24 protein-coding genes are annotated in these 22,725 nt (G+C 71.0%); 17 read left to right on the forward strand and 7 right to left on the reverse strand.

Translation table 11 applies throughout. The features are described 5' to 3' along the window. Nucleotides 1-2: 2 nt before the first annotated feature. A complete protein-coding gene (alc, locus tag AB0H62_RS44320) occupies nt 3-1,022 on the forward strand; it encodes an allantoicase (protein WP_360592275.1) in 1,020 nt (339 codons plus the stop codon). 4 nt (nt 1,023-1,026) lie between these two features. Here alc and AB0H62_RS44325 read toward each other — a convergent pair whose 3' ends face one another. Then, the gene (locus tag AB0H62_RS44325) at nt 1,027-1,203 is read right to left on the reverse strand and encodes a hypothetical protein (protein ID WP_220237786.1); all 177 of its coding nucleotides are present in this window, start codon (nt 1,201-1,203) and stop codon (nt 1,027-1,029) included. A 375-nt stretch (nt 1,204-1,578) separates the two neighbouring features. Here AB0H62_RS44325 and AB0H62_RS44330 point away from each other — a divergent pair, with 375 nt between their 5' ends. The 3 genes from AB0H62_RS44330 to AB0H62_RS44340 are packed head-to-tail and all read left to right on the forward strand — an operon-like array spanning nt 1,579 to nt 3,994. Further along, a complete protein-coding gene (locus AB0H62_RS44330) occupies nt 1,579-2,538 on the forward strand; it encodes an alpha/beta fold hydrolase (protein ID WP_360592276.1) in 960 nt (319 codons plus the stop codon). Then, a complete protein-coding gene (locus AB0H62_RS44335) occupies nt 2,535-2,912 on the forward strand; it encodes a GntR family transcriptional regulator (RefSeq protein WP_220237788.1) in 378 nt (125 codons plus the stop codon). The genes AB0H62_RS44330 and AB0H62_RS44335 overlap by 4 nt, the downstream gene beginning before the upstream one ends. Next, a complete protein-coding gene (locus AB0H62_RS44340) occupies nt 2,909-3,994 on the forward strand; it encodes a DUF5808 domain-containing protein (RefSeq protein WP_360592277.1) in 1,086 nt (361 codons plus the stop codon). Before AB0H62_RS44335 ends, AB0H62_RS44340 begins: the two co-directional genes overlap by 4 nt. Here AB0H62_RS44340 and AB0H62_RS44345 read toward each other — a convergent pair. The 4 genes from AB0H62_RS44345 to AB0H62_RS44360 form a co-directional block, all read right to left on the reverse strand. After that, a complete protein-coding gene (locus tag AB0H62_RS44345; RefSeq protein ID WP_360592335.1) occupies nt 3,991-4,467 on the reverse strand; it encodes a CoA-binding protein in 477 nt (158 codons plus the stop codon). The genes AB0H62_RS44340 and AB0H62_RS44345 overlap by 4 nt on opposite strands. Before the next feature lie 8 nt (nt 4,468-4,475). Then, nucleotides 4,476-5,780 carry an O-acetylhomoserine aminocarboxypropyltransferase/cysteine synthase family protein gene (locus AB0H62_RS44350; RefSeq protein ID WP_220237790.1) on the reverse strand — a complete coding sequence of 435 codons (1,305 nt, stop codon included), beginning with the start codon at nt 5,778-5,780 and terminating at the stop codon, nt 4,476-4,478. Between the two features lie 230 nt (nt 5,781-6,010). Beyond that, complete coding sequence (locus tag AB0H62_RS44355) at nt 6,011-6,622, reverse strand: (2Fe-2S)-binding protein (RefSeq protein WP_255637646.1); 612 nt, start codon at nt 6,620-6,622, stop codon at nt 6,011-6,013. After that, on the reverse strand, nt 6,604-7,458 hold the full coding sequence (locus tag AB0H62_RS44360; RefSeq protein WP_360592278.1) for a putative RNA methyltransferase: 855 nt from the start codon (nt 7,456-7,458) through the stop codon (nt 6,604-6,606). Before AB0H62_RS44360 ends, AB0H62_RS44355 begins: the two co-directional genes overlap by 19 nt. Nucleotides 7,459-7,632: 174 nt before the next feature. On the opposite strand from AB0H62_RS44360, the gene AB0H62_RS44365 reads away from it, so the two are divergent. From AB0H62_RS44365 to AB0H62_RS44380, 4 genes are all read left to right on the forward strand, one after another. Then, entirely contained in the window at nt 7,633-9,021 is a 1,389-nt protein-coding gene (locus AB0H62_RS44365) for an ammonium transporter (protein ID WP_220237792.1), read from the forward strand. Then, complete coding sequence (locus AB0H62_RS44370; RefSeq protein WP_220237793.1) at nt 9,018-9,356, forward strand: P-II family nitrogen regulator; 339 nt, start codon at nt 9,018-9,020, stop codon at nt 9,354-9,356. Before AB0H62_RS44365 ends, AB0H62_RS44370 begins: the two co-directional genes overlap by 4 nt. Beyond that, nucleotides 9,357-11,654 (forward strand): [protein-PII] uridylyltransferase, encoded by a 2,298-nt coding sequence (locus AB0H62_RS44375; protein ID WP_220237794.1) that lies wholly within the window; start codon nt 9,357-9,359, stop codon nt 11,652-11,654. Between the two features lie 605 nt (nt 11,655-12,259). Beyond that, nucleotides 12,260-12,640, forward strand: coding sequence for a hypothetical protein (locus AB0H62_RS44380; protein WP_360592279.1), 381 nt, complete (start codon nt 12,260-12,262; stop codon nt 12,638-12,640). A 396-nt stretch (nt 12,641-13,036) separates the two neighbouring features. On the opposite strand, the gene AB0H62_RS44385 is transcribed toward AB0H62_RS44380, so the two are convergent. Further along, a complete protein-coding gene (locus AB0H62_RS44385; protein WP_354863515.1) occupies nt 13,037-13,489 on the reverse strand; it encodes a MarR family transcriptional regulator in 453 nt (150 codons plus the stop codon). Nucleotides 13,490-13,498: 9 nt separating this feature from the next. After that, the gene (locus AB0H62_RS44390) at nt 13,499-15,292 is read right to left on the reverse strand and encodes an ABC transporter ATP-binding protein (RefSeq protein WP_360592280.1); all 1,794 of its coding nucleotides are present in this window, start codon (nt 15,290-15,292) and stop codon (nt 13,499-13,501) included. Between the two features lie 218 nt (nt 15,293-15,510). Here AB0H62_RS44390 and ffh point away from each other — a divergent pair, with 218 nt between their 5' ends. From ffh to lepB, 9 genes are all read left to right on the forward strand, one after another. Then, a complete protein-coding gene (gene ffh / locus AB0H62_RS44395) occupies nt 15,511-17,055 on the forward strand; it encodes a signal recognition particle protein (protein WP_220237798.1) in 1,545 nt (514 codons plus the stop codon). Between the two features lie 11 nt (nt 17,056-17,066). After that, entirely contained in the window at nt 17,067-18,140 is a 1,074-nt protein-coding gene (locus AB0H62_RS44400; RefSeq protein ID WP_360592336.1) for an amidohydrolase family protein, read from the forward strand. 95 nt (nt 18,141-18,235) lie between these two features. Beyond that, entirely contained in the window at nt 18,236-19,033 is a 798-nt protein-coding gene (locus AB0H62_RS44405) for a type II CAAX endopeptidase family protein (protein ID WP_220237799.1), read from the forward strand. Nucleotides 19,034-19,220: 187 nt separating this feature from the next. After that, nucleotides 19,221-19,664, forward strand: coding sequence for a 30S ribosomal protein S16 (gene rpsP / locus AB0H62_RS44410; RefSeq protein ID WP_220237800.1), 444 nt, complete (start codon nt 19,221-19,223; stop codon nt 19,662-19,664). Then, the gene (locus tag AB0H62_RS44415; RefSeq protein WP_003103110.1) at nt 19,661-19,900 is read left to right on the forward strand and encodes an RNA-binding protein; all 240 of its coding nucleotides are present in this window, start codon (nt 19,661-19,663) and stop codon (nt 19,898-19,900) included. Before rpsP ends, AB0H62_RS44415 begins: the two co-directional genes overlap by 4 nt. 26 nt (nt 19,901-19,926) lie before the next feature. Next, nucleotides 19,927-20,442: a ribosome maturation factor RimM gene (gene rimM / locus AB0H62_RS44420; RefSeq protein ID WP_220237801.1), complete on the forward strand. Its 516-nt coding sequence runs from the start codon at nt 19,927-19,929 to the stop codon at nt 20,440-20,442. A gap of 36 nt (nt 20,443-20,478) precedes the next feature. Continuing rightward, a complete protein-coding gene (gene trmD / locus AB0H62_RS44425) occupies nt 20,479-21,225 on the forward strand; it encodes a tRNA (guanosine(37)-N1)-methyltransferase TrmD (RefSeq protein WP_220237802.1) in 747 nt (248 codons plus the stop codon). Nucleotides 21,226-21,393: 168 nt separating this feature from the next. Next, complete coding sequence (gene rplS / locus AB0H62_RS44430) at nt 21,394-21,762, forward strand: 50S ribosomal protein L19 (protein WP_220237803.1); 369 nt, start codon at nt 21,394-21,396, stop codon at nt 21,760-21,762. Nucleotides 21,763-21,793: 31 nt separating this feature from the next. Next, entirely contained in the window at nt 21,794-22,705 is a 912-nt protein-coding gene (gene lepB / locus AB0H62_RS44435; RefSeq protein ID WP_220237804.1) for a signal peptidase I, read from the forward strand. The last annotated feature ends 20 nt before the right edge of the window (nt 22,706-22,725 follow it).

Here is a 22,725-nt window from a genome sequence, read left to right on the forward strand (position 1 = left end):
AGATGGAGGACCACGTGTCGCACGACCGTCCCGAGTGGACAGCCCAGCCGGACCTCGCTTCCCGCGTGTTCGGGGGCACGGTGATGTGGGCGAGCGACGAGCTGTTCGCCGAGAAGGAGAACCTCGTCAACCCGTGGCGCCCCGCGCACCGGGCCGAGACGTTCGGGCCGAAGGGTCAGGTCTACGACGGCTGGGAGACGCGCCGGCACCGCGAACCGGGTGACGACCAGGCCGTGCTGCGCCTCGGCGTCGCCGGTGTGGTGTCCGGCGTGGTGGTGGATACGGCGTTCTTCAAGGGCAACTACCCGCCGTTCGTGTCGGTGGAAGCGGTGTCGGTGCCCGGATACCCGAGCGCGGCCGAACTGTCCGAAGTGGACTGGGAAGTGCTGGTCGACCACGAGCCGGTGGTCGGTGACTCGGAGAACTTCTTCAAGGTCTCCTCGCCCCGGCGGTTCACCCACGTCCGCCTCACGCAGCACCCGGACGGCGGCGTGGCCCGCCTGCGCGTGCACGGCTCGCCGGTGCCCGACCCGGCGCTGCTGGACCCGCGCTCGCTCGATCTCGCCGCGCTGGTCAACGGCGGCGTCGTCACGGGCTGCAGCAACATGTTCTATTCGTCGCCCAACAACCTGTTCTCGCCCGGGCTCGCCGCGCACCAGGCCGAGGGCTGGGAAACCGCGCGCCGCCGCGACGACGGCAACGACTGGGTGACCGTACGCCTCGCCGGCGCCGGCATCGTCCGCTTCGCCGAGGTCGACACGAGCAACCTCAAGGGCAACGCGCCGGGCTGGGCCGCGATCTCCGGCCGCCTCGACGACGGTGAATGGGTTTCTTTGCTTCCCCGCACCCGCCTGCAGCCGGACACCCGCCACCGCTTCGCACTCGAAGACGGCCCGCAGATCACCGACGCCCGCCTCGACATCTACCCGGACGGCGGCCTCGCCCGCCTGCGCCTCTACGGCGAGCTCACCAAACGCGGCCGCGAAGCCGTCACCACGCGCTTCACCGAAACGAGGGCGTGAGGTTCTAGGAGTTCGCGCCGGGCCGGTTCAGGTAGATCGAGGCACACGACAGCAGCGTGCCGACGGCGAAGATCGCCCCGAGCCACCACGGTCCGCCGGTCACGACGTTCCAGATGAACCCCGCCGCCATCAACACGGCGGCCAGGGCGTTGCGCATCTGCAGCGGGGTCGGTTTGGCCATGCCGCCACCTTCTCACGGGCCTGACCAGCCGCTCACGGCAGGACCGGCCATGATCGAGCTGCTTCGCGGACCGTGGCGCCCCGGCTGCGGACCGCGACGGGCGGCGCGGCTTGCGCGGCCGTACGCGGGTCGGGCCGGGTGAGGGAGTGAGGTTCCCGCGCGCGGGTCTGTTGCGTGCGGTTGGTGGCTGGGCCGGGCATGGTCCGGCGTCCGGCGAGGTGTCGATCGGGTCGCGGCGGCCGCCGAGCGGAGATCTCCGGTGCTCGGGCCCAGCGCGGTTTGCGCGAGGTGTCGCCTCCGCGCCGGCGTGGCGTGTCTGCGCCGGCCCGGGCGGCACGGCTTGCGCATCTGTTCTATGAGTTGTAGAACAGACCAATGACCCTCGCCGTGTTCCTCACCGCCGCCGTACTGGTCGCGAGCGGCATCGCCGCCGCCGCACCCGGCACGGTGGCGGCGTCCGACCGGGAAGTGAGGTTCGTGTCCGACGGCGTGCCGGCCTACGGCACGCTGCACGTCCCCGCGCACCGGGCGGGCGCGCGGGTGCCGGCGGCGCTGCTGATCCCCGGCAGCGGCCCGACGAACCGCGACGGCGACGAGCCGCCCACGGTCACGCCGGGGACGTTGAAGCTGCTCGCCAACGCCCTGGACCAGGACGGCGTGGCCACGCTGCGGTTCGACAAGTACGGCACCGGCCGCACGGGCCTTGGCGGGCTGGACCCGGCGGCGCTGGACCTGCCGACGTTCACGAGACAGGCCGTCGTCGCCGAACAGACGCTGGCCGAGCAGCCCGAGGTCGACCGCGACGAGGTGTCGATCGTCGGGCACAGCGAAGGCGGGTTGCAGGCGATGCTCGTCGCGCGCCGGGTCCGCGTGAAGAGCCTCGTGCTGCTCGCGCCGCAGGACCTGCGGCTGCTGGACCTGCTGAAGATCCAGCTCGACGCGCAGGCCACCGCGGCCGACCAGGCCGCGCTGACCAAGGTGATCACCGACTTCCGCGCCGGCCGCGAGCTCGACTACACCGGGATGAGCACGCAGCTCGCGACCTTCCTCCAGCAGGCCATCTTCAGCCCCGTCAACACCCGGTTCGTCCGCAGCGACGATGCCGTCTACCCGCCGTCGGTCGCGCGGCCGGGCCCGCGCGTGCTGCTGACGTGCGGAACGCAAGACACCCAAGTGCCCTGCTGGACCACGTCGCCGCTGGCCGCCGCCCTGCGAACGCTGCCGCGGCCCCTGCCCGTGGACCACTTCCAGCACGCGCCGGGCACACCGGTCAACGACCAGGTACTCGACCCGAGCGTGGTCACCGCCCTTCGGACCTTCCTGGAGCACCGATGATCCTCGACGTCGACCTCACCAGCGAGGTCCCGATCTACCAGCAGATCCACGACCGCGTGGTCGAGGCGATCGCGGCCGGCGAGCTCGCCGACGGCGACCCGTTGCCCTCGACGCGTCAGCTCGCCGTGGACCTCGGCATCAACTTCCACACCGTGAACAAGGCCTACGACCAGCTGCGGCGCGAGGGTCTGCTGCTGATCACCCGGAAAAGCGGCGCGGTGGTGCGGCGGGCCTCGACCGCGGGTTTCGCGGCCGACTGGCAGGAACGGCTGAAGACGTTGCTGGCCGAGGCGATCGCCCACGGGCTGGCCGAACGAGAAGTCCTCGGCCACTGCGAAACGACGCTGCGGGCGTTCGAGGAGGTGCGCGCGTGATCGGGGTGATCGTCCTGCGGGACCTGCTGGTCCCGGTGCTGTTGCTGGTCAGCGCGTGGGTGATGCCGTCGGTGGCGAAGCCGACGGTGCCGTTCGGGGTGCGAGTGCCGGCGGCGCGGGTGGCCGACCCGCTGATCGCCGAGCAGCGGCGGATCTACCGCTGGTGGGTGGGCGTGGCCGGGACCGCGCTGGTCGTCGCCGGGCTCATCGTGGGCGTGGTCGTGCAGAAGGTCCTGGTGCCGGTGCTCGTGGTCGTGGCGCTGCTGGGGGTCGTCACGCCGGCGTACGTGCGGGCGCGCGCCGTGATCCGCTCGGCCAAGCGGCGGGAGGACTGGTACCAGGGGCTGCGCCAGACGGTCACCGCCGACACCTCCCGCGTCACGCGGCCGCCGTTCCCGTGGCTGTGGGCGGTCCCGGCGGTCCTCGTGCTCGCCGCGACGGTCGTGGTCGGCGTGGTGCGTTACCCGGACCTGCCCGCGACGTTGACGCTGCACTACACCGCTTCCGGCACCCCCGATCGTACCGCCGCGAAATCGGTGGGCAGTGCGTTCGGCCTGGTGTTCGTGCAGGCCGGGCTCACGGTGCTGTTCTCCGCGCTGGCCTACGTCGCGCCGCGGTTCCGGCCCGATCTCGACCCGGCGCGCCCGAAGGCCAGTGCCAGCCAGCACCGGCGCTTCATCGAGGCCATGCCGCGCCTGCTGCTGCTGTTCGGCGCGTGCGTCAACTTGACGATCGCCCTGGCAGCGGGGCAGATCTGGTCGGCCCCGGCGTCGGTCTCGGTGGTGCCGATCATCCTGCCGACGTTGGTGGGCGCCGCGGGCCTGCTGGGTTTCGCCGTCCGCTACGGCCAGGGCGGCAGCCGCCTGGAGACCGACGAAGAGCCGCCCCGCGACGCCGTCGAACGCGACGACGACCGCTTCTGGAAAGGCGGCCTGCTCTACGTCAACCGCGCCGACCACGCGGTCTTCGTGCCGAAACGCTTCGGCTTCGGCTGGACGCTGAACCTCGGCAACCCCGTGGCGATCGGCGGGTTCGTGGTGCTGATCGCCGCGGTGGTCGTGGTGCCGTTGGCCGTCCGTTAAGGGGCGCCCTGGCGCCGCGAGCTGATCACGCCCGTGTTGAAGCCGGCCAGGTGCAGGCCGCCGGCGAAGCGCGCGTGCTCGATCTTCACGCAGCGGTTCATCACCACGTCGAGCCCGGCCTCGCGGCCGCGGTCGGCCACCTGCTCGTGCCACAGGCCCAGCTGCAGCCACAACGTGCGCGCACCCGCCGCGATGATCTCCTCGGCCACCTGCGGCAGGTCGTCGTGCTTGCGGAACACGCTCACCAGGTCGATCTCACCCGGCACGTCGGCCAGCGTCGGGTACACGGGCTTGCCGAGCAGCGTGTCGAGGCGCGGGTTCACGAAGTTGACCTCGTACCGCGTCGACGAAGTCAGGTACGTCGCCACGAAGTAGCTCGGCCGCGCCGGGTTGGCCGAGGCGCCGATCACCGTCACCGACCGCGTGCGGCCGAGGATGTGCCGCCGCTCCACGGCCGAAACGTCGTAACTCACCGCCGTGCTCATTCCGAAGCCACTCCCTTGCCGGTCGCCGCCCGTTCCAGCGCCTGATCGAGGTCCCACAGGATGTCCTCGAGGTCTTCCAGCCCCACCGAAAGCCGGATCAGGTCCGGGCCGACGCCGGCGGCCGCCAGCTGGTCGTCCGACAGCTGCGCGTGTGTGGTCGACGCCGGGTGGATCACCAGCGTGCGCGCGTCGCCGACGTTCGCCAGGTGCGACAGCAGCTCCACCGACTCCACGAACTTCTCACCCGAGGCCCGGCCGCCCTTCACCCCGAACGAGAACACCGCGCCCGGCCCGGCCGGCAGGTACTTGCGCGCCAGCTCGTGGTCGGCGTGATCGGGCAGCCCGGCGTAGGAAACCCAGGCCACGCGCGGATCGGCGTTCAGGTACTCCGCCACGGCCTTCGCGTTGGCCACGTGCGCGTCCATCCGCTGCGGCAGCGTCTCCACGCCCTGCAGCAGCAGGAACGCCGAGTGCGGCGAGAGCACCGCGCCGATGTCGCGCAATTGCTCGGCGCGCAGGCGCGTGCAGAACGCGTACTCGCCGAAGTTCTCCCAGTACTTCAGGCCGCCGTACGAATCGACGGTCTCGGTCATGCGCGGGAACTTGCCGTTGCCCCAGTCGAAGCGGCCCGACTCCACGACCACACCGCCGAGCGTGGTGCCGTGACCACCGAGGAACTTCGTGGCCGAGTGCAGCACGATGTCCGCGCCGTGCTCGATCGGGCGGCACAGGTATGGCGTCGCGAGCGTCGCGTCGACGACCAGCGGGATGTCGTGCGAGTGCGCGAGGTCCGCGAGCCCGGCCAGGTCGGCGATGGCGCCCGACGGGTTGCCGATTACCTCGGTGTAGATCAGCCGCGTCTTGTCCGTGACGGCCTTGGCGTAGTCCTCGATGCCGCCGTTGACGAACGTCGTCTCGACGCCGAAGCGCTTGAGCGTGCCGGTGAGCTGCGTGACGGTGCCGCCGTAGAGGCCGCTCGCGGACACGATGTGCTCACCCGCCTCGGCCAGCGCGGAGAAGGTGAGGAACTCCGCGGCCTGGCCGCTCGCCGTGGCCACGCCGCCGATGGCGCCCTCGAGGCTCGCGAGGCGCTCCTCGAACGCGGCCACGGTCGGGTTGCCGATGCGGCTGTAGATGTTCCCGTACTTCTGTAGCGCGAAGAGGTTCGCCGCGTCGGCCGCGTCCTCGAACACGAAGCTGGTGGTCTGGTAGATCGGCACGGCGCGCGCGCCGGTGGCGGGGTCGGGCGTGCCACCGGCGTGCAGGGCGCGGGTGCGGAAGCCCCAGGTGCGTTCACTCATCAGCGGTCACGCTACTCAGCCGGGAGGTCAGCGGCCATCCCTCTCGAAGCGTGGTCGTCGCGCTTTCGGAGGACCTCGGGCCGTTCTACCTGGTGATGCCGCACGGCGATGGGCCGCTTACCGTTCGTGGTGATCTTCGACTCGGGGCCGGATGTGCGCAAGGTGCTGATCATCGTGGCGATGCTTCTCGCAGCCGGTGCTCGATGTGGCGCCAAGTCGGGGTGTGAGTCCTAGCCGCCGAGGGCCGCGCGCAGCCGGGCGTCGCGCTCCTCGGGCGTCTGCCGCGGGCAGCTGACGCACTTCGGGTTGCCCACTTCGTAGATCAGGCAGCACGACGCCCGTTTCACGGCCTGCGTCCGGCCGACGCTGACGTATCGCGGCGCGGGCAGGTCGAGGCCGGTCGACGCCACGACGTCGGCCGCCAGCTGCGGCGCCGAAGCCCACAACAGCCGGTTGGCGATGGAGTCCGTTGCGATGGCGCCCAAAGCGCGCGCCCGCGCGCCCGTGACCGAAGCGATGGTCGTGATGGCCGTGTTCAGTGCGGCGCCGAGTGCCGGGCCGAGCGGCCCGCTCAGCGCCCGCGTCGAGCGGGCGCCCAGGAACCGCCCGTCGGGCACGATGTCGAGCTCGACGGCGTCCAGCGACGGGTCCAGCACCTCGCCGCCCGCGGCGAGCGACTCCATCGTCGGCGCGACGAGCACGGACGACAGCGAGTACCACCAGATCGTGCCGATCACCTCGGGCGCCGCGCAGCCGTACAGCTTCGCGGCGCCGCCGATGCGGGCACGCACCCATGTCGCGTCGGCCAGCAGCGCGGCCGGCGTCACGGCTGCCTCCGCCACACGCTCACCCCCACCGCGAGCGTCACGTCCCGGCCCTCGGCGGCTTCGAGGCGTTCGCGACGCCCGTCGCGGTCGAGGTGGAAACCGGCGGGACCCATGGCGACCACGTCGTGCACCTGGCTCGCGGTGAAGGGCGCCGTATGCACCACGTCCACTCGCGACACCCGTGCGAAATGATCGCCCAGCGCCGTTTCGAGCCGCTCTTCCTTGCGCTCGTCCACGGACAGCACGAGGTCGCCCAGCTCGGCGAGGTGCCCGGGCAGCGGCGCGGCCACCACGAGCACGCCGCCGGGTTCGAGCACGCGGTGGAACTCCGCGGGGTTGCGCGGGGAGAACACGTCGAGCACCACGGAAGCCACGCCGTCACCGACGGGCCATGGCTCCCACAGGTTCCACACCACGGCGCCGAGCCGCTCGTGCGCTCGGGCGGCCCGGCGCAGCGCGACGGCGGACACGTCGAGCGCGAGCCCGGTCGCCTCGGGCGCGGCGTCGAGCACGCGCGCGAGGTAGTAACCGGGGCCGGCGCCCGCGTCGATCACGAGGCCCCTGGCGGCCGGCGCGGCGACGCGCGCGAGCTCGTCGGCCAGCGGTGCGTACGCGCCGGAATTCAGGAGCGCCGAACGCGCCTCGACCATCGGCACGGTGTCGGCGGTGCCGGCGGGGATGCGTGCGTGCAACAGGTTGACGTAACCCTGGCGCGCCAAGTCGAACGAGTGACCGTCTTCGCAACGCACCGTGCGGCCCGCTAACCCGACCGGGGCAAGGCACACCGAGCACCGGAGTGCGTCCACGACCCGCCGTGGCAGTGGGTCATTTCCGGGTCCGGCCGAGGTCATGCGGCTATTCGACCATGACGTTTCGCAATCGGACACCCCACCCCGCGTGGCGGGAAACCTTCCCGTAACAACCGCGACCCGACAGTTCACGCCCACGAAACCTTCAGCGCCGCCCCGCGAAACACCCGGAACCAAGACTTCCGGGTCATCTACCCAGGGCACGGGAGGACGATTGTGCTGAACGCAGGAGACACCGCGTGGGTGCTGGCCGGCGCCGCGCTGGTCATGCTCATGACACCCGGACTGGCGTTCTTCTACGGCGGCATGGTCCGCGCGAAGAGCGTCTTGAACATGCTGATGATGAACTTCATCGCCCTCGCCGTGGTGGGGGTGTTGTGGGTCCTCTTCGGCTTCTCCATGTCCTTCGGCAACGACGCTTTCGGCGGCCTGGTCGGCAACTTCGACCTCGCCGGGCTGTCGGACACCTTCGGCAAGCTGGTCGGCTTCGCCGCGGCGGCCACGGACTCCGCGCCGGCTGTCCCGTGGCCGGGCCCGGACGCCTTGCCACTGCTGGCGTTCTGCATGTTCCAGCTGATGTTCGCGATCATCACGCCGGCGCTGATCTCCGGTGCGATCGCGGATCGCGCGAAGTTCTGGGGCTGGACGCTGTTCGTGGTGATCTGGGTGTCCGTCGTGTACTTCCCGGTGGCACACTGGGTGTTCTCGTTCAACGGTTTCCTCGGTGAGAACTCCGTCGGCGGCTGGATCGCCAACAACCTGAAGGCCCTCGACTTCGCGGGTGGCACGGCGGTCCACATCAACGCGGGCGCGGCGGGTCTGGCCCTCGCGATCGTGCTCGGCAAGCGCAAGGGCTGGCCGAAGGACACCGGACGGCCGCACAACGTGCCGTTCGTGCTGCTGGGTGCCTCGCTGCTGTGGTTCGGCTGGTACGGCTTCAACGCCGGCTCCTCGCTGGCCGCCAACGACCTCGCGGCCGTCGCGTTCACCAACACGACCGTGGCCACCGCGGCCGCCGTGCTCGGCTGGTTGCTGGTGGAGCAGCTGAAGTTCGGCAAGCCGACCACGCTGGGTGCCGCTTCCGGTGCCGTCGCCGGCCTCGTCGCGATCACCCCGGCGTGTGGTTTCGTGAGCCCGCTCGGCTCGATCGCGATCGGCGTGATCGCCGGTGTGCTGTGCGCGCTGGCCGTGTCGCTGAAGTACCGCTTCGGGTTCGACGACTCGCTTGACGTCGTGGGCGTCCACCTCGTCGGCGGCATCGTGGGCACGCTGCTCATCGGCTTCTTCGCCACCACGAGCGTCAACTCCCTCGGCGCCGACGGGCTCTTCTACGGCGGCGGCTTCGCCCAGCTGGGCAAGCAGGCGGCCGCGGCGGGCGCGGTGTTCGGGTACTCCTTCATTCTGACGGCCATCATCGGCTTCGTCATCAAGAAGGCGGGCGGCTTCCGCGTCAGCACCGAGGACGAGGTGAGCGGCATCGACGAGGCGCAGCACGCGGAGAGCGCCTACGACTTCACCGGCATGGGCGGCGGGCTCGGTCAGCCGACCACGATCCCGGTCAAGTCCGCCACCGCCCCTGCGAAGCTCGAGGAGACCAAGGCATGAAGCTCATCACCGCGATCGTCAAGCCGTTCACGCTCGACGACATCCGCTCCGGGCTGGAGCAGCTGGGCGTGCTCGGCATGACCGTGAGCGAGGTCCAGGGCTACGGCAGGCAGAAGGGCCACACCGAGGTCTACCGCGGCGCCGAGTACTCCGTGGACTTCGTGGCGAAGCTGAAGATCGAGGTCGTGACGGACGACGCGAACGTCGAGAAGGTCCTCGACGCCATCACCTCCGCCGCGCACACGGGCAAGATCGGCGACGGCAAGGTGTGGGTGACACCGGTCGAGACCGTGATCCGGGTGCGCACCGGCGAGCGCGGAGCGGATGCGCTCTAGGTGAGCACTCACGGGGGTGAACTGGTCCGGGCTCGAGAGCAGCTGCTCACAGGTCGCCACGGCCCGGCCGCGCTGCGGGCGGCCTTGGTGGATCTGTACGAATTCTGGCTCGCGAAGGGCGCCACGGCGGCCGGCGTGGACACCGCTGATCCCGGTGTCGCGCTGGTCGCCGTCGGCGGCCTGGGGCGGCGTGAGCTGGTGCCGTTTTCCGATCTGGACCTGGTGCTGGTGCACAACGGGAACCCGCGCGTCGGCGAGCTCGCCGACGCGTTGTGGTATCCGCTGTGGGACGCGAAGCTCGGGCTCGACCATTCGGTGCGTACGCCGGGTGAAGCGCTGAAGGTCGCTTCGGAGGACCTGCGGACGCAACTGGGCTTGCTGGATGCGCGCCACCTCGCGGGCGACGGCGAGCTGACCGCGCGCCTCGCGTCCGCCGCGCGCGACCAGTGGCGGCGCACGGCCCGCAAGCGGCTCGACGAGCTGGCCGACTCCGTCCGCACCCGGTGGCGGCGCAGCGGCGAGATCGCGCAGTCGGCGGAGCCGGATCTCAAGCACGGCCGCGGGGGGCTGCGGGATTTCGCGGTGCTGGAGGCGCTGGCGCTGGCGCAGCTCACGGCGCGTCCGGGCGAGGAGCTGCTGGCGGCCAAGGCGTTGCTGCTCGACGTGCGCACGGAGCTGCGTCGGGAGCTTCGCCGGGAACGGGACGTGTTGAGCGCACCGGAGGCCGAGGTCGTGGCCGCCGAGCTGGGTCTGGCGGACCGGTTCGCGTTGGCGCGCAAGCTTTCCGGGGCGGGACGGACGGTCGCCTATGCGGTGGACGTCGCCCTGCGGTCCACTGTGGAACCTTCCCGGCCGCGGTTCGGTCGTCGACCTTCGCGCACCCCGTTGGCCGAGGGCGTCGTGCTGCACGGCGACGAGGTGTCGCTGGCCCGCGACGCCGTCCCAGCGAAGGACCCGGCTTTGCTGTTGCGCGTCGCCGCTGCTTCGGCGCGCACGGGCAAACCCATCGCGCACGGCACTTTGCGCACGCTGGCGGACTCCGCGCCCGAGCTGCGCGCGCCGTGGCCGGACGAGGCGCGCAACGCTCTGGTCGAGCTGCTCGGCGCGGGGGAGGGCCTGGTCGACGCGGTCGAGGCACTGGATCGTACCGGCTTGTGGGCCCGGCTGTTCCCGGAATGGGGCGCGGTGCGCGACCTCCCGCCGCGTTCGCCCGTGCACCAGTGGACGGTGGACCGGCACCTCGTACAGGCGTGCGTCGAGGCCGCCCGCCTGACCACCACGGTCGCGCGACCCGACCTGCTGCTGATCGGCGCGCTGCTGCACGACATCGGCAAAGGCCGCGACGCCGACCATTCCGAGCTGGGCGCCGACATCGCCGCGCAAGTGGCCGCACGCCTCGGTTTGCCTTCCGCCGACGTGCAAACGGTGGCCGCGATGGTCCGTCACCACCTCCTGCTCCCGCACACGGCCACCCGCCGCGACATCGCCGACCCCGCCACGGTCTCCCGCGTCGTCAAAACCCTGGACGGCGACGTCGTGCTGCTGGACCTGCTCCACGCCCTGACGCGCGCCGACTCGCTGGCCACCGGCCCGGGCGTCTGGACGGATTGGAAGGACCGCTTGCTCGCCGACTTGGTCGCCGCCGGCGAGGAAGCCTTGCACGGCACGGGTTTCACCGCGCCGGAGCCCCTGGACAGTTCACAACGCGACCTCATGGCCGAAGCCGTCCGATCGGGGATCGGCGAGGTCCGCATCACCGCCCACGGCAAGGTCGTCACGGTGACCCTCGCGGTCCCGTCGCGCGCCGAGCTCCTCGCACCCGCCGCGGGCGTCCTGGCGCTCAACTCGCTGGAAGTCCACGCCGCCGTCCTGCGCGACCGCGTCGGCGTCTTCACCGCCTCACCCAAGTTCGGCTCCCTGCCCGACTCGACGCTGCTGCGCGAACAGTTCTCCCGCGCTGTCGCCGGCACTCTGCCCCTGACGCAACGCCTCGCCGCCAAGGAACGCGACTACGCCACCATGGCGTCGTCCGTGGTCGCCCCCAAGGTCCTTTGGTTCGACGACGAAACCAGCGGCCCGAACACCGTGGTGCTGGAATTGCGCGCCACCGACCGCATCGGCCTGCTCTTCCGCGTCGCCCGCGCCCTGAGCCGCTCGGGCGCCTCCGTGCACTGGGCCAAAGCCACCACCCTGGGCGGCGCCGTCGTGGACTCCTTCGCCGTCAGCCCGTCGACGGGCCCCATCGATTCACCTTGGCGCGCCAAAGTCGAGGATGCCGTGCTCACCGCCGCTTCGTGAGCGTGGGGGCGGGCTACGGTTCTCCCGTGGCCCGCCCGGCCGACAATCCGCGCTCGAACCCTGACTGCGCGCTGAAAACCCGCCTCCTGACCGCGCCCCAATGCGGCATTGGGTGCGCTGAACGCACCGAACGCCACATTGGGGTGCTTTGGGCCCCACCCAACTGCCAACCGCCCGCCCAACTCATCACCCACCCGGGCCATGCGCGGCACCTCCCCACCGCCACCAACCACGCAATGAAGCCCAGCACCCAGACCCGGCCCTGCACCCCGATCCGAAGCCTCCTTGCGGCCGGCGACGTCGTGTCAAGGCACGCTTTCCCGCCTTGACACGGGGTCACCGGCCGTCAACACAATCCAGCTTCGGGGTGCTCACCCAACGCGAGCCGCTCCTGCGAGGAACCGCATCCCACCGAATCACCCCGACCTCCTGACCGTCCCATCCGTAAACACCTCCACCCACCCCCGACCCAGCACGTAACCAGGCTGACCAGCCCCGTTACCCAACCCGCCCGTCACACGATCGGGGTGTCGCGCTGGCGAAGGCAGGCCCCGGTGGCAATATGGCGCGGGTCCGGAGTGGCTGTGCGGAGGGCGGGGTGTGGGGTGCTGGGGTCCGAGCAGAACCTGCCGAGGCTTTCGTTGCCGCCCACCGTGGTCGCGGCGCACCTGAGGTCGTGTGCGGAGGAGCTGGCCGGCTCGTTTCGCACCGACGGCGAAGCGGCGACGTTGGGGGAGCTCACCGAGGTCGTCACCCAGCTCGTCGCGGGCCAGCACGCGCTCGCGCACGCACTGGCCGGTCTCGCGCGGCGCGTGGACGTGCGAAACGGGGCCCTGGCGGCCGCGCCGTCCGTGGACGTCGAGGTGGTCACCGAGGTGCTCCAAGCGGCGGCGTGCGCGGTGGGCTGCTCGGCCGAAGCGCTGGCCGAGGCCGAGCCGTCGTTCGAATGCGTGAGCGAATCCGCAGGACCTGACACTCGTTTGTAGCTGTCCCGCCCACCGCACGCGAACAGGCCGAAGGCGTCACCGGGTTGCTGAAGCCCCTCCACCGGAGGACCGTTGGTGGCCACGGCCCGCGCCGCCCTCGAAAAGGCCGCGAGCGCCCGTTCCCGAGCCGAGCGCGCGGTGAAGAACCGCGGCTTGAGTAGTTCTACGCAACTCCGGTTGGGGGCTTTCACACTGCCCCGCCGGCCCGCGCCCCGGCAGACTTCTCCCCAACGCAAGGCGGAGCGCGTTCGCCCGGTACTGGGGGTCTGGCGAGCGGGGGACGGGGCACCCGTCTGGCGTGCACGCGGCGGAAGGCTCCCGGGGAGGTGAGCCCTTCCGTCAAGGTTCCGGGGCCGGCCGTGGGGAGCGGCCGCGTCCCGGAACCCCTGGGGGAGTTCAGGAATCCGCCATCCGCACCATCAGATCCGCGGCCATGCGCAACAGCTGTTGTTCCGTCGGGCTCAACGCGCGCTCCATCGCCGCCGCCAGCCACTGCTCCCGCGAAATCGAGTAGTCCCGCAGCACCACGCGCCCGGCGTGCGTGATGTCGAGCAACGACCGCCGCCCGTCCGACGGGTCCGCGGTGCGCGTGATCAACCCGCGAGACGCCAGCGAAGCCAGCACCCGCGTCAGCGACTGCGGATGCATCCGCTCGGCCTCCGCCAGCTCGCTCGGCGTGTGCGTGCCCGCGCGGTAGAGCCGCGACAGCACGGCCAGCACCGTCGGACCCGGCGACGGCGAGTCCGCCTCCGAGCGCATGCGCCAGTTGAGCCGCCCGACTCCCTCCCGGACGTGGCGGGCCAGCTCGGCCAGCTCGTCGGCACGGCGGGTGTCGGCTTCGGTCTGCATACCGCCACATTATGCGGTTTCCCCGCGCACGAGCCGCGCGTACCGGCCGTCGAGCGCCAGCAGCTCCGAGTGCGTGCCGCGCTCCACGATCCGGCCGGCGTCGAGCACCACGATCTGGTCCGCGTTCTCCACAGTGGACAGCCGGTGCGCGATGGTCAGCGTCGTGCGGCCCGCGGCGAGCCGGTCGAGCTCCGCCTGCACCGAGCGTTCGGTGCGGTTGTCGAGCGCGCTCGTGGCCTCGTCGAGGACCAGCACGGGCGGGTTGCGCAGCAGGATCCGCGCGATCGCCATCCGCTGCTTCTCCCCGCCGGAGAACCGGTAGCCGCGCTGCCCCACCACGGTGTCGTAGCCCTCGGGCAGCTTCGCGAGCGTGTCGTGGATGTGCGCGGCCTTCGCGGCCTCCTCGATCTCCGCGTCGGTGGCGTCCGGCTTCGCGAAGCGCAGGTTCTCCCGCACCGAAGCGTGGAACAGGTACGTCTCCTGCGACACGAACCCGACTCCCGCCGCCAGCGACGCGAGCGTGACGTCCCGGACGTCCGTGCCGTCGATGGTCACGCGGCCTTCCGTCACCTCGTACAGCCGCGCCACGAGGTACGCGAGCGTGGTCTTGCCCGAGCCCGTCGAGCCGACCAGCGCCGTGGTCGTCCCCGGCGCCACGTCGAGGTCGACGTCGCGCAGGGTCCACGCGCCGTCGTCGTCGTAGCGGAACGACACCGAGCGCATCGACACCGCGCCCTCGCGCACGGCCAGCTCCCGCGCCCCCGGCCGGTCGTCGATCTCCACGCGCAGGTCGAGCACCTCGAAGATCCGCCCGAACAGCGCCTTCGCCGCGCCCACGCTCTGGCTCACCGTCTGCATCGCCGTGGCCGGTCCGAGCAGCCGGTTGAGCATGCTCGTGAACGCCACCACTGTGCCCAGTGACACCGGCGCCGAACCGCCGGCCAGCTCCAGCCCGGCGACCCAGTACACGAGCGCCGGGATGATCGTCAGGCTCATCACCCGCGAAGCCCGCTGCCAGCGCCCGGCCAGCGCCGCGCTGCGTTCGAGCGCCGCGACCTCGCGGGACTCCTCGGCGAAGCGCTCCCGCATCCGCCGTCCGTTGCCCATGGTCTTGGCCAGCAGCACGCCGGTGACCGACAACGACTCCTCGACGATCGTCGTCAGCCGCGCCATCCGCCGGGTCCGGCCGCGGGCGAGCTTGCGCTGCTTGCCGCCCAGCCGCAGCGTGAACAGCAGGAACAGCGGCACGACCACGAGCGAGAGCAGCGCCAGCTGCCAGTCCATGATCAGGATTGCGACGGTGATCGCCAGAGCCGTGGTGCCGTTCTGCACGATCGAGGCCGCGGTGGTCGTGACCACGTTGTCCACGCCACCGATGTCGTTGAAGACCCGCGACAGGATCTCGCCGGTCTTGGTGCGGGTGAAGAAGCCGAGCGACATGCGCTGCAGGTGGCCGTAGACCGACACGCGCAGCTCGTTCATCACGCGCTGCCCGATCGTGTTCGACAGCCCGGTCGTCGCCACGCCGAGCGCGCCTGAGCCCAGCGCCGCGGCGATCATCCCCATCGCCAGCAGGGACACCAGTAGCGCGTCGCGGTGGGGGAGTGCGGTGTCGAGGATCTCGCGCAGCAGGAACGGCGAGGTGACGCCGAGACCCGCCTGCACCACCAGCAGCACGAACAGCGCGGCCATCGGTCTCCGGTGCGGCCGGAACAGCGCGGCGATGCGGCTGAACGGCACTTTCTCGTCGGTGTCCGCCTCCGGTTCGGCCAGCGTCGGACGCGGTGTCGTTGCCGAAGTCATACGCAGATGTTTACCGATTCGCGCTGTCGAGTCGAGCGATTTTCTTGTGTTGACCCAGGGCGTCCCATGGAGTTATTACGCATGTGCGTACTAACCTTCTCTTGAAGGTTCGCGCACCCGCGAGGCGGCCGAGCCCGGACCGCTACCCTGGGAGGTTGCCGGGGTCGCCCAGCGATGCCCGGTACGCGAACGACGACCCAGCTGGAGCGTGCACACCCGTGTTCGACACCCTCTCCGATCGGCTCACCGCCGCCCTGCAGACGCTGTCTCGCAAGGGCCGGCTGTCCGACGCCGACATCGACGCCACCGCGCGCGAGATCCGCATCGCGCTGCTGGAAGCCGACGTCGCGCTGCCGGTGGTCAAGGAGTTCATCGCCCGGATCAAGGAGCGGGCGAAGGGCGCCGAGGTATCGCAGGCGCTCAACCCCGCGCAGCAGGTCATCAAGATCGTCAACGAGGAGCTCGTGGGCATCCTCGGCGGCGAGACGCGCCGGCTGAACCTCGCGAAGAACCCGCCGTCGGTGATCATGCTGGCGGGTCTGCAGGGTGCCGGTAAGACGACGCTCGCCGGCAAGCTCGCGATGTGGCTGAAGAAGCAGGGCCACGCGCCGATGCTGGTGGCCTGTGACCTCCAGCGCCCGAACGCCGTCACGCAGCTGCAGGTCGTCGGCGAGCGCGCCGGAGTGGTCACGTTCGCGCCGGAGCCGGGCAACGGCGTCGGCGACCCGGTGGACGTCGCCCGCCGCGCCATCGCGGAGGCCAAGCACGCGCAGCACGACATCGTGGTGGTCGACACCGCGGGCCGCCTGGGTGTCGACGAAGAGCTGATGAAGCAGGCCGCGGACATCCGCGACGCCGTGCAGCCCGACGAGATCCTGTTCGTCGTCGACGCGATGATCGGCCAGGACGCCGTGAATACGGCCCAGGCGTTCCGCGACGGCGTCGGCTTCACCGGCGTGGTGCTCACGAAGCTCGACGGCGACGCCCGCGGTGGTGCCGCGCTGAGCGTGCGCGAGGTCACCGGCCAGCCGATCCTCTTCGCCTCCAACGGCGAGAAGCTCGAGGACTTCGACACCTTCCACCCCGACCGGATGGCCTCGCGCATCCTCGGGATGGGCGACATGCTCACGCTCATCGAGCAGGCCGAGCAGCACTTCGACCAGGACCAGGCCGAGAAGGCCGCGGCGAAGCTGACCAGCGGGCAGCTGACGCTGGAGGACTTCCTCGAGCAGATGCTCGCCGTCCGCAAGATGGGCCCGATCGGCAACCTGCTCGGCATGCTGCCGGGCGCGGGCCAGATGAAGGACCAGCTGGCGCAGGTCGACGACAAGCACCTCGACAAGCTGCAGGCGATCATCCGCGGCATGACCCCGGCCGAGCGCGACGACCCGAAGATGATCAACGGCTCGCGCCGGCTGCGCATCGCCAACGGCTCGGGCGTCTCCGTCCGCGAGGTCAACGACCTGGTCAACCGCTTCTTCGAAGCCCGCAAGATGATGGCCCAGATGGCCGGGCGCTTCGGCTTCGGCGGTGGTGGCGGCAGCAAGACGCGCAAGGGCAAGAAGGGGAAGAAGGGCAAGGGGCGCGGCCCCACGCAGCCCAAGGTCCGCGGCGGCTTCCCCGGCGGCATGCCGATGCTGCCCCCTGGCGGCATGCCGACCGGTGGTGGCATGCCCGACCTGTCGCAGCTCGGCGGCATGAACGACGTGCCGGGCTTCGACCCGACGAAGTTCAAGCTGCCGAAGGACCCCAAGAACAATTGAGCGCCGGACAATTGAGCGCCCTGCACGTCTCAGGCACCGTCCTGCCCGACGGCTCGCCGCGTGAGCTCTGGATCACCGACGGGCGCATCTCGTTCGAGCCCGTGCCCGGCGCGGAAACGCTGGCGACCGGCGGGTTCCTGGTGCCCGGCCTCGTCGACGCCCACTGCCACCCGGGCCTCGGCCCGCGCGGGGCGGTGCCGGTCGCCGACGCCGCCGAGCAGGCGGCGACCGACCGCGACGCCGGCACGCTGCTGATCCGCGACTGCGGTCTGCCACTCGACGTGCGGCCCCTGCAGGCGCGCGCCGACCTGCCCACGATCATCCGGTGCGGCCGTCACCTGGCCCTGCCGAAGCGCTACGTCCCCGGCTTCGCCGTCGAGCTGGACGACGTGGCGCTGCTGCCCGAGGCCGTCGCGGAACAAGCGCGTGACGGCGACGGCTGGGTCAAGCTCGTAGGCGACTGGATCGACCGCGGCGAGGGTGACCTCGCGCCGCTGTGGCCCGACGACGTGCTGGCCGAGGCCGTCGGCGTCGCGCACGACCTCGGCGCCCGCGTGACCGCCCACGTCTTCGGCGAAGCCGCCCTGCCGGGGCTGATCAACGCGGGCATCGACTGCCTGGAGCACGGCACCGCGTTGAACCCCGACCAGCTGGGCGAGCTGGCTCGCCGTGACGTGGCGCTCGTGCCCACGCTGATCAACATCGAGAACTTCCCCGGCATCGCCGACCAGGCCACGAAGTACCCCACGTACGCGGCCCACATGCGGGCCCTGCACGCGGGCGTCGCCGACATGGTGTCCGCGGCCGTCGAGGCGGGCGTGCGCGTTTTCGCCGGCACCGACGCCGGCGGGATGGTCGCCCACGGCCTCATCGCCGACGAGGTCGAAGCGCTGCACCGCGCCGGCATGACGCGCGAGCAGGCGCTCGCGAGCGCGTCCTGGGCCGCCCGCGAGTGGCTCGGCCACCCCGGCATCTCCGACGGCGCCCCGGCCGACCTGATCGTGTACCCGGCCGACCCGCGTGAGGACCTCGCGGTGTTGCGCCACCCGTCGCACATCGTCCTGCGCGGCACGGTTTTCGGCTGAAACACCTCCTTCACCGGTGATCGCCCGAGTACTGTGCGAAGTCTCCTCGGCGGTTAGGCTCGACCGGTGAGCCGAGCGATCACCGGAGGGCGGGCGTGACCACTTCCCAGCCCCGGGAACCGATTCCGGGCGCCACGCCGATCCGTCCGGAGGACCTGGTGAGCGCCCCGCGCGAGTTCCCGCCGCACCGGTGGGGCTTCGGGGCGTTCCTGCTCGTGGAGGCCGTGCTCATCGCATCGGCCGCGTTCGTGAGCGCGTTGCTCGGCGATCCGCCGGCCGGGCAGCCGCTGCCGATCCGCACGGTGCTGCTGGGCACGATGCTGCCCGCGATGATCGCCGCGGGCGTCGCGCTGCTGGCCACGGTCGTGCGCGGCAACGGACCCAAGATCGATCTGCGCCTGGAGTGGCGCTGGTCCGACGTGAAGATCGGGCTCAAGTTCGGCCTGCTCGGGCTGGTGCTCACGTCGCTGAGCGCCTGGGTGTGGACCGAGATCGTGGGCTCGGCCGACGCGACGTCGGCGATCAGCGCGCTGGTGGACGACCGGAAGATGTCGGTGTCCGCGGCCATCGTGACGTTCGTCTACCTCTGGCTGCTCGGGCCGATCTGCGAGGAGATCATCTACCGCGGCCTGCTCTGGGGAGCGGTGGAGCGGCTGCAGTGGCGCAGCGAACGGTGGGGTCGCATGGCGGCTTTCCTGCTGTCCACGGCCGTGTTCGCCGCCAGTCACCTCGAACCACTGCGGACCACGCTCCTGCTGGTCATCGCCGTGCCGATCGGTCTCGCGCGCTTCGCCACCGGCCGGCTGCCGGGCAGTGTGGTGGCGCACTCGATGAACAACTTCCTGCCCTCGGTCGCGATCCTGCTCGGCTCGCTCGGGGTCAGCTCGTTCTGAGGTGCGTTCCGAGTCTGTTCCGAGGCCCTGCGCAGGCACTTCGAGCCATCTGGCAGAATGTTCGCTTGCCCGCTTCCGTCCGGACCCTCTCGCCGTTCGGGGGCTCCTGTTTCGGGCGTCTGTGATCGTGTCCCCACGCGGTCGACGAGCGCCCACCCTGCACCAGCACTGAGGAGTACCCACACCCGTGGCCGTCAAGATCAAGCTGCAGCGCCTCGGCAAGATCCGTGCGCCGTACTACCGCATCATCGTCGCCGACGCGCGCACCCGCCGGGATGGCAAGGCCATCGAGACGATCGGCAAGTACCACCCGAAGGAAGAGCCGAGCCTGATCGAGGTCGACACCGACCGCGCCCAGTACTGGCTGGGCGTCGGCGCCCTGCCGACCGAGCCGGTCCAGCGCATCCTCGAGATCACCGGTGACTGGCAGAAGTTCAAGGGCCTGCCGGGCGCCGAGGGCACCCTGAAGGTGGCCGAGCCGAAGCCGTCCAAGCAGGACCTGTTCAACGCGGCGCTGGCCGCGGCCGGCGAGGAGCCCTCCGCCGAGGCCACCACGCCGAAGAAGAAGTCCGCTCCCAAGAAGGCCGAGGCCGAGAAGGCCGAAGCCGCTGAGGGCGAGAAGTCCGAGTGAGTTTTCTCGCTGACTCACTCGAGCACCTGGTGCGCGGGATCGTCGACAACCCGGACGAGGTCCGGGTCGAGCTGCTGACCACTCGCCGTGGCCGCACGCTCGAGGTGCACGTGCACCCCGACGACCTCGGCAAGGTGATCGGCCGGGGCGGTCGCACGGCGACCGCTCTGCGCACCGTGATGGGCGGCATCGGTGGCCGCGGCGTCCGTGTGGACGTCGTCGACACCGATCGCTGACCCGCGGCGGAACTCGGACGGTCAGGATGGACGTCGTAGTCGGCCGCATCGCCAAGGCGCACGGCATCCGCGGGGAACTCGCGGTGGATGTGCGCACGGACTCGCCCGGACAGCGGTTCGCCGTCGGTGCGGTCGTCACGACGCAGCTGCGTGACGGCAGCAAGAGGGATCTCACCATCACAGCCGCCCGCGAACACAGCGGGCGGCTGCTGGTGCGTTTCGAACAGGTCCCCACGCGCGACGTCGCCGAGACCCTGCGCGGCGCGTTGCTGCTCATCGACACCGCCGCACTCCCGCCGACGGGCGACCCCGACGAGTTCTACGACCACGAGCTGGCCGGCCTCAGCGCCGAGCTGGCCGACGGCACGGTCGTGGGCAAGGTCGTCGAGGTCGTCCACTCGCCGGCGGGGGAGCTGCTGGAGCTCGACGTCGACGGCCGTGAGGTGCTCGTGCCGTTCGTGCGCGCGATCGTCCCGACGGTCGACGTCGCGGGCGGGCGCGTGGTGCTGGACCCGCCCGAAGGCCTGCTGGACGAGGACTGACGTGATCCCGTTCCCCTCGCACCGGAGGTGGTGAGCGTGCGCATCGACGTCGTCACGATCTTCCCCGAGTACCTCGACCCTCTGCGCGCCGCGCTGCTGGGCCGGGCGATCGATCGCGGCCTCATCGAGATCGGCGTGCACGACCTGCGCGAGTGGACCCATGACGTCCACCGCGCGGTCGACGACGCGCCGTACGGCGGCGGCCCCGGCATGGTCATGAAGCCCCAGATCTGGGGCCCGGCGCTCGACGAGGTCTGCGGGCAGGAGACCCGGCTCGTGGTCCCGACGCCGGCGGGCAAGCCGTTCACCCAGGAGCTGGCCCACGCGTACGCCAGGGAGAAGCACCTGGTCTTCGCGTGCGGCCGCTACGAGGGCATCGACCAGCGCGTGGTCGACGACGCCGCGCGCCGCATGCCCGTGGACGAGGTGTCGATCGGCGACTACGTGCTGGTCGGCGGCGAGGCCGCGGTGCTGGTGATCGTGGAGGCCGTGGTCCGGCTGCTGCCGGGCGTGCTCGGCAACGCGCGGTCGGCGGCCGAGGACTCGTTCTCCGACGGGCTGCTCGAAGGCCCCAGCTACACGCGCCCGGAAGTGTGGCGCGACCTGGCGGTGCCCGACGTCCTGCGCTCCGGGAACCACGCGCTCGTGGAGCGCTGGCGGCGCGATCAGGCGCTGGAACGCACGGCCCTGCGGCGCCCGGATCTTCTGGCCCGGTTGCCGGAGGGTAGTCTGAACAGCCGAGATCACGAGGTACTCGACCGGCTCGGCGAGGACCTCGGCTAGACCCCGTGCGAAGCGAGCACCAGCGCCTCTGCCATAATCGACAGGTTGGCGTGAGTGGACCGCCTCGTTCACGAGCCCGCCATCAGCCCCTGGTGTAGTTGCAGCAGCATTGCTGCGCGCCCGGGGAGAAGTACCCGAGTTACACGAATCGACGAGGACGGACCACCGATGAACACCCTGGACGCGCTGGACGCGCACTCCCTGCGTTCCGACATCCCGGACTTCCGCCCGGGCGACACGCTCAAGGTCCACGTCCGCGTCATCGAGGGCAACCGCGAGCGCAACCAGGTCTTCCAGGGCGTCGTGATCCGCCGCCAGGGCGGCGGCGTCCGCGAGACCTTCACCGTGCGCAAGGTTTCGTTCGGCGTGGGCGTCGAGCGCACCTTCCCGGTGCACTCGCCGAACCTGGCCGAGGTCGAGGTCTTCAAGCGCGGCGACGTGCGGCGCGCGAAGCTCTACTACCTGCGCGACCTGCGTGGCAAGAAGGCGAAGATCAAGGAGCGTCGCGAGAACCGCGAGACCACCTCTGCCTCCTGAGTGGCAAGGCGGTACCCGGTAGCCTGGCGACGTGGTCGACCCCGTGCCCCAGAACGCCGCTGAGGATGACCCCGACGGCTCGGAGGACTCTCGTTCCGAGGAGCGTCGGGGCTCCCACCGGCGGGGCAAGCCTCAGAAGAAGCGGTCGTTCTGGAAGGAACTGCCGATCCTGATCGTGATCGCCCTGGTGCTCACGATCCTGATCCAGGCCTTCCTGGCGAAGGTCTTCATGATCCCCTCGGGGTCCATGGAGGCCACGCTTCACGGCTGCCCCGGCTGCACGGGCGACCGGATTCTGGTCGACCGCGTCACCTACGACTTCACGGATCCCTCGCCGGGCGACGTGGTCGTGTTCAAGGGTCCGCCCGCGTGGACTGAGAACGAGATCGCGCCGCAGGAATCCACCAACGTCATCGTCCGCGGCCTGCGGGGTCTCGGCTCGCTGGTGGGCTTCGCCCCGCCGGACGAGCGCGACTTCGTGAAGCGCGTGATCGCCGTCGGCGGCCAGACCGTGCAGTGCTGCGATCCGCAGAACCGCGTGATCGTCGACGGCAAGGCCCTCGACGAGCCGTACATCCACTGGGAGAACCCCGACCACGCGATGCAGGACTCGTTCGCGCCGGTCAAGGTGCCGCAGGGCACCTTGTGGGTGATGGGCGACAACCGCAACAACTCGGCCGACTCGCGTTACCAGGGCCAGGGCGGTGCCAACGGCGCCGTGCCCGTGAGCGACGTGATCGGCAAGGCCCGGATCATCGTCTTCCCGCCGGGTCGCTGGGGCGGGGTCTCGGACCACGATCCGCAGGCGAACGCGCAGCCGGTGGCCCTCGGTGCCCCGGCGTGGCAGGAGGGCTTGCCGCTCGGCGTCGGGTTCGCCGCGGCCGTGCCCACGCTGTTCGTCGGCCGGCGAGTGAAGGCGGGCCTGCGCAAGGCGCGCCGTTAGGGTGCCCCGCCCGAGAAGGT

The sequence above is a fragment of the Amycolatopsis sp. NPDC050768 genome (genome assembly GCF_040654155.1).
Taxonomy (GTDB): Bacteria; Actinomycetota; Actinomycetes; order Mycobacteriales; family Pseudonocardiaceae; genus Amycolatopsis.

Excerpts from the sequence above, each read along its gene's own strand:
- AB0H62_RS44330 (WP_360592276.1), top strand. The coding sequence starts at position 1,579 with ATGACCCTCGCCGTGTTCCTCACCGCCGCCGTACTGGTCGCGAGCGGC.
- rimM (WP_220237801.1), top strand. The coding sequence starts at position 19,927 with ATGGACGTCGTAGTCGGCCGCATCGCCAAGGCGCACGGCATCCGCGGG.
- AB0H62_RS44350 (WP_220237790.1), bottom strand. The coding sequence starts at position 5,780 with ATGAGTGAACGCACCTGGGGCTTCCGCACCCGCGCCCTGCACGCCGGT.
- AB0H62_RS44390 (WP_360592280.1), bottom strand. The coding sequence starts at position 15,292 with ATGACTTCGGCAACGACACCGCGTCCGACGCTGGCCGAACCGGAGGCG.
- alc (WP_360592275.1), top strand. The coding sequence starts at position 3 with ATGGAGGACCACGTGTCGCACGACCGTCCCGAGTGGACAGCCCAGCCG.
- rplS (WP_220237803.1), top strand. The coding sequence starts at position 21,394 with ATGAACACCCTGGACGCGCTGGACGCGCACTCCCTGCGTTCCGACATC.
- AB0H62_RS44360 (WP_360592278.1), bottom strand. The coding sequence starts at position 7,458 with ATGACCTCGGCCGGACCCGGAAATGACCCACTGCCACGGCGGGTCGTG.
- AB0H62_RS44335 (WP_220237788.1), top strand. The coding sequence starts at position 2,535 with ATGATCCTCGACGTCGACCTCACCAGCGAGGTCCCGATCTACCAGCAG.
- AB0H62_RS44370 (WP_220237793.1), top strand. The coding sequence starts at position 9,018 with ATGAAGCTCATCACCGCGATCGTCAAGCCGTTCACGCTCGACGACATC.
- AB0H62_RS44325 (WP_220237786.1), bottom strand. The coding sequence starts at position 1,203 with ATGGCCAAACCGACCCCGCTGCAGATGCGCAACGCCCTGGCCGCCGTG.
- AB0H62_RS44385 (WP_354863515.1), bottom strand. The coding sequence starts at position 13,489 with ATGCAGACCGAAGCCGACACCCGCCGTGCCGACGAGCTGGCCGAGCTG.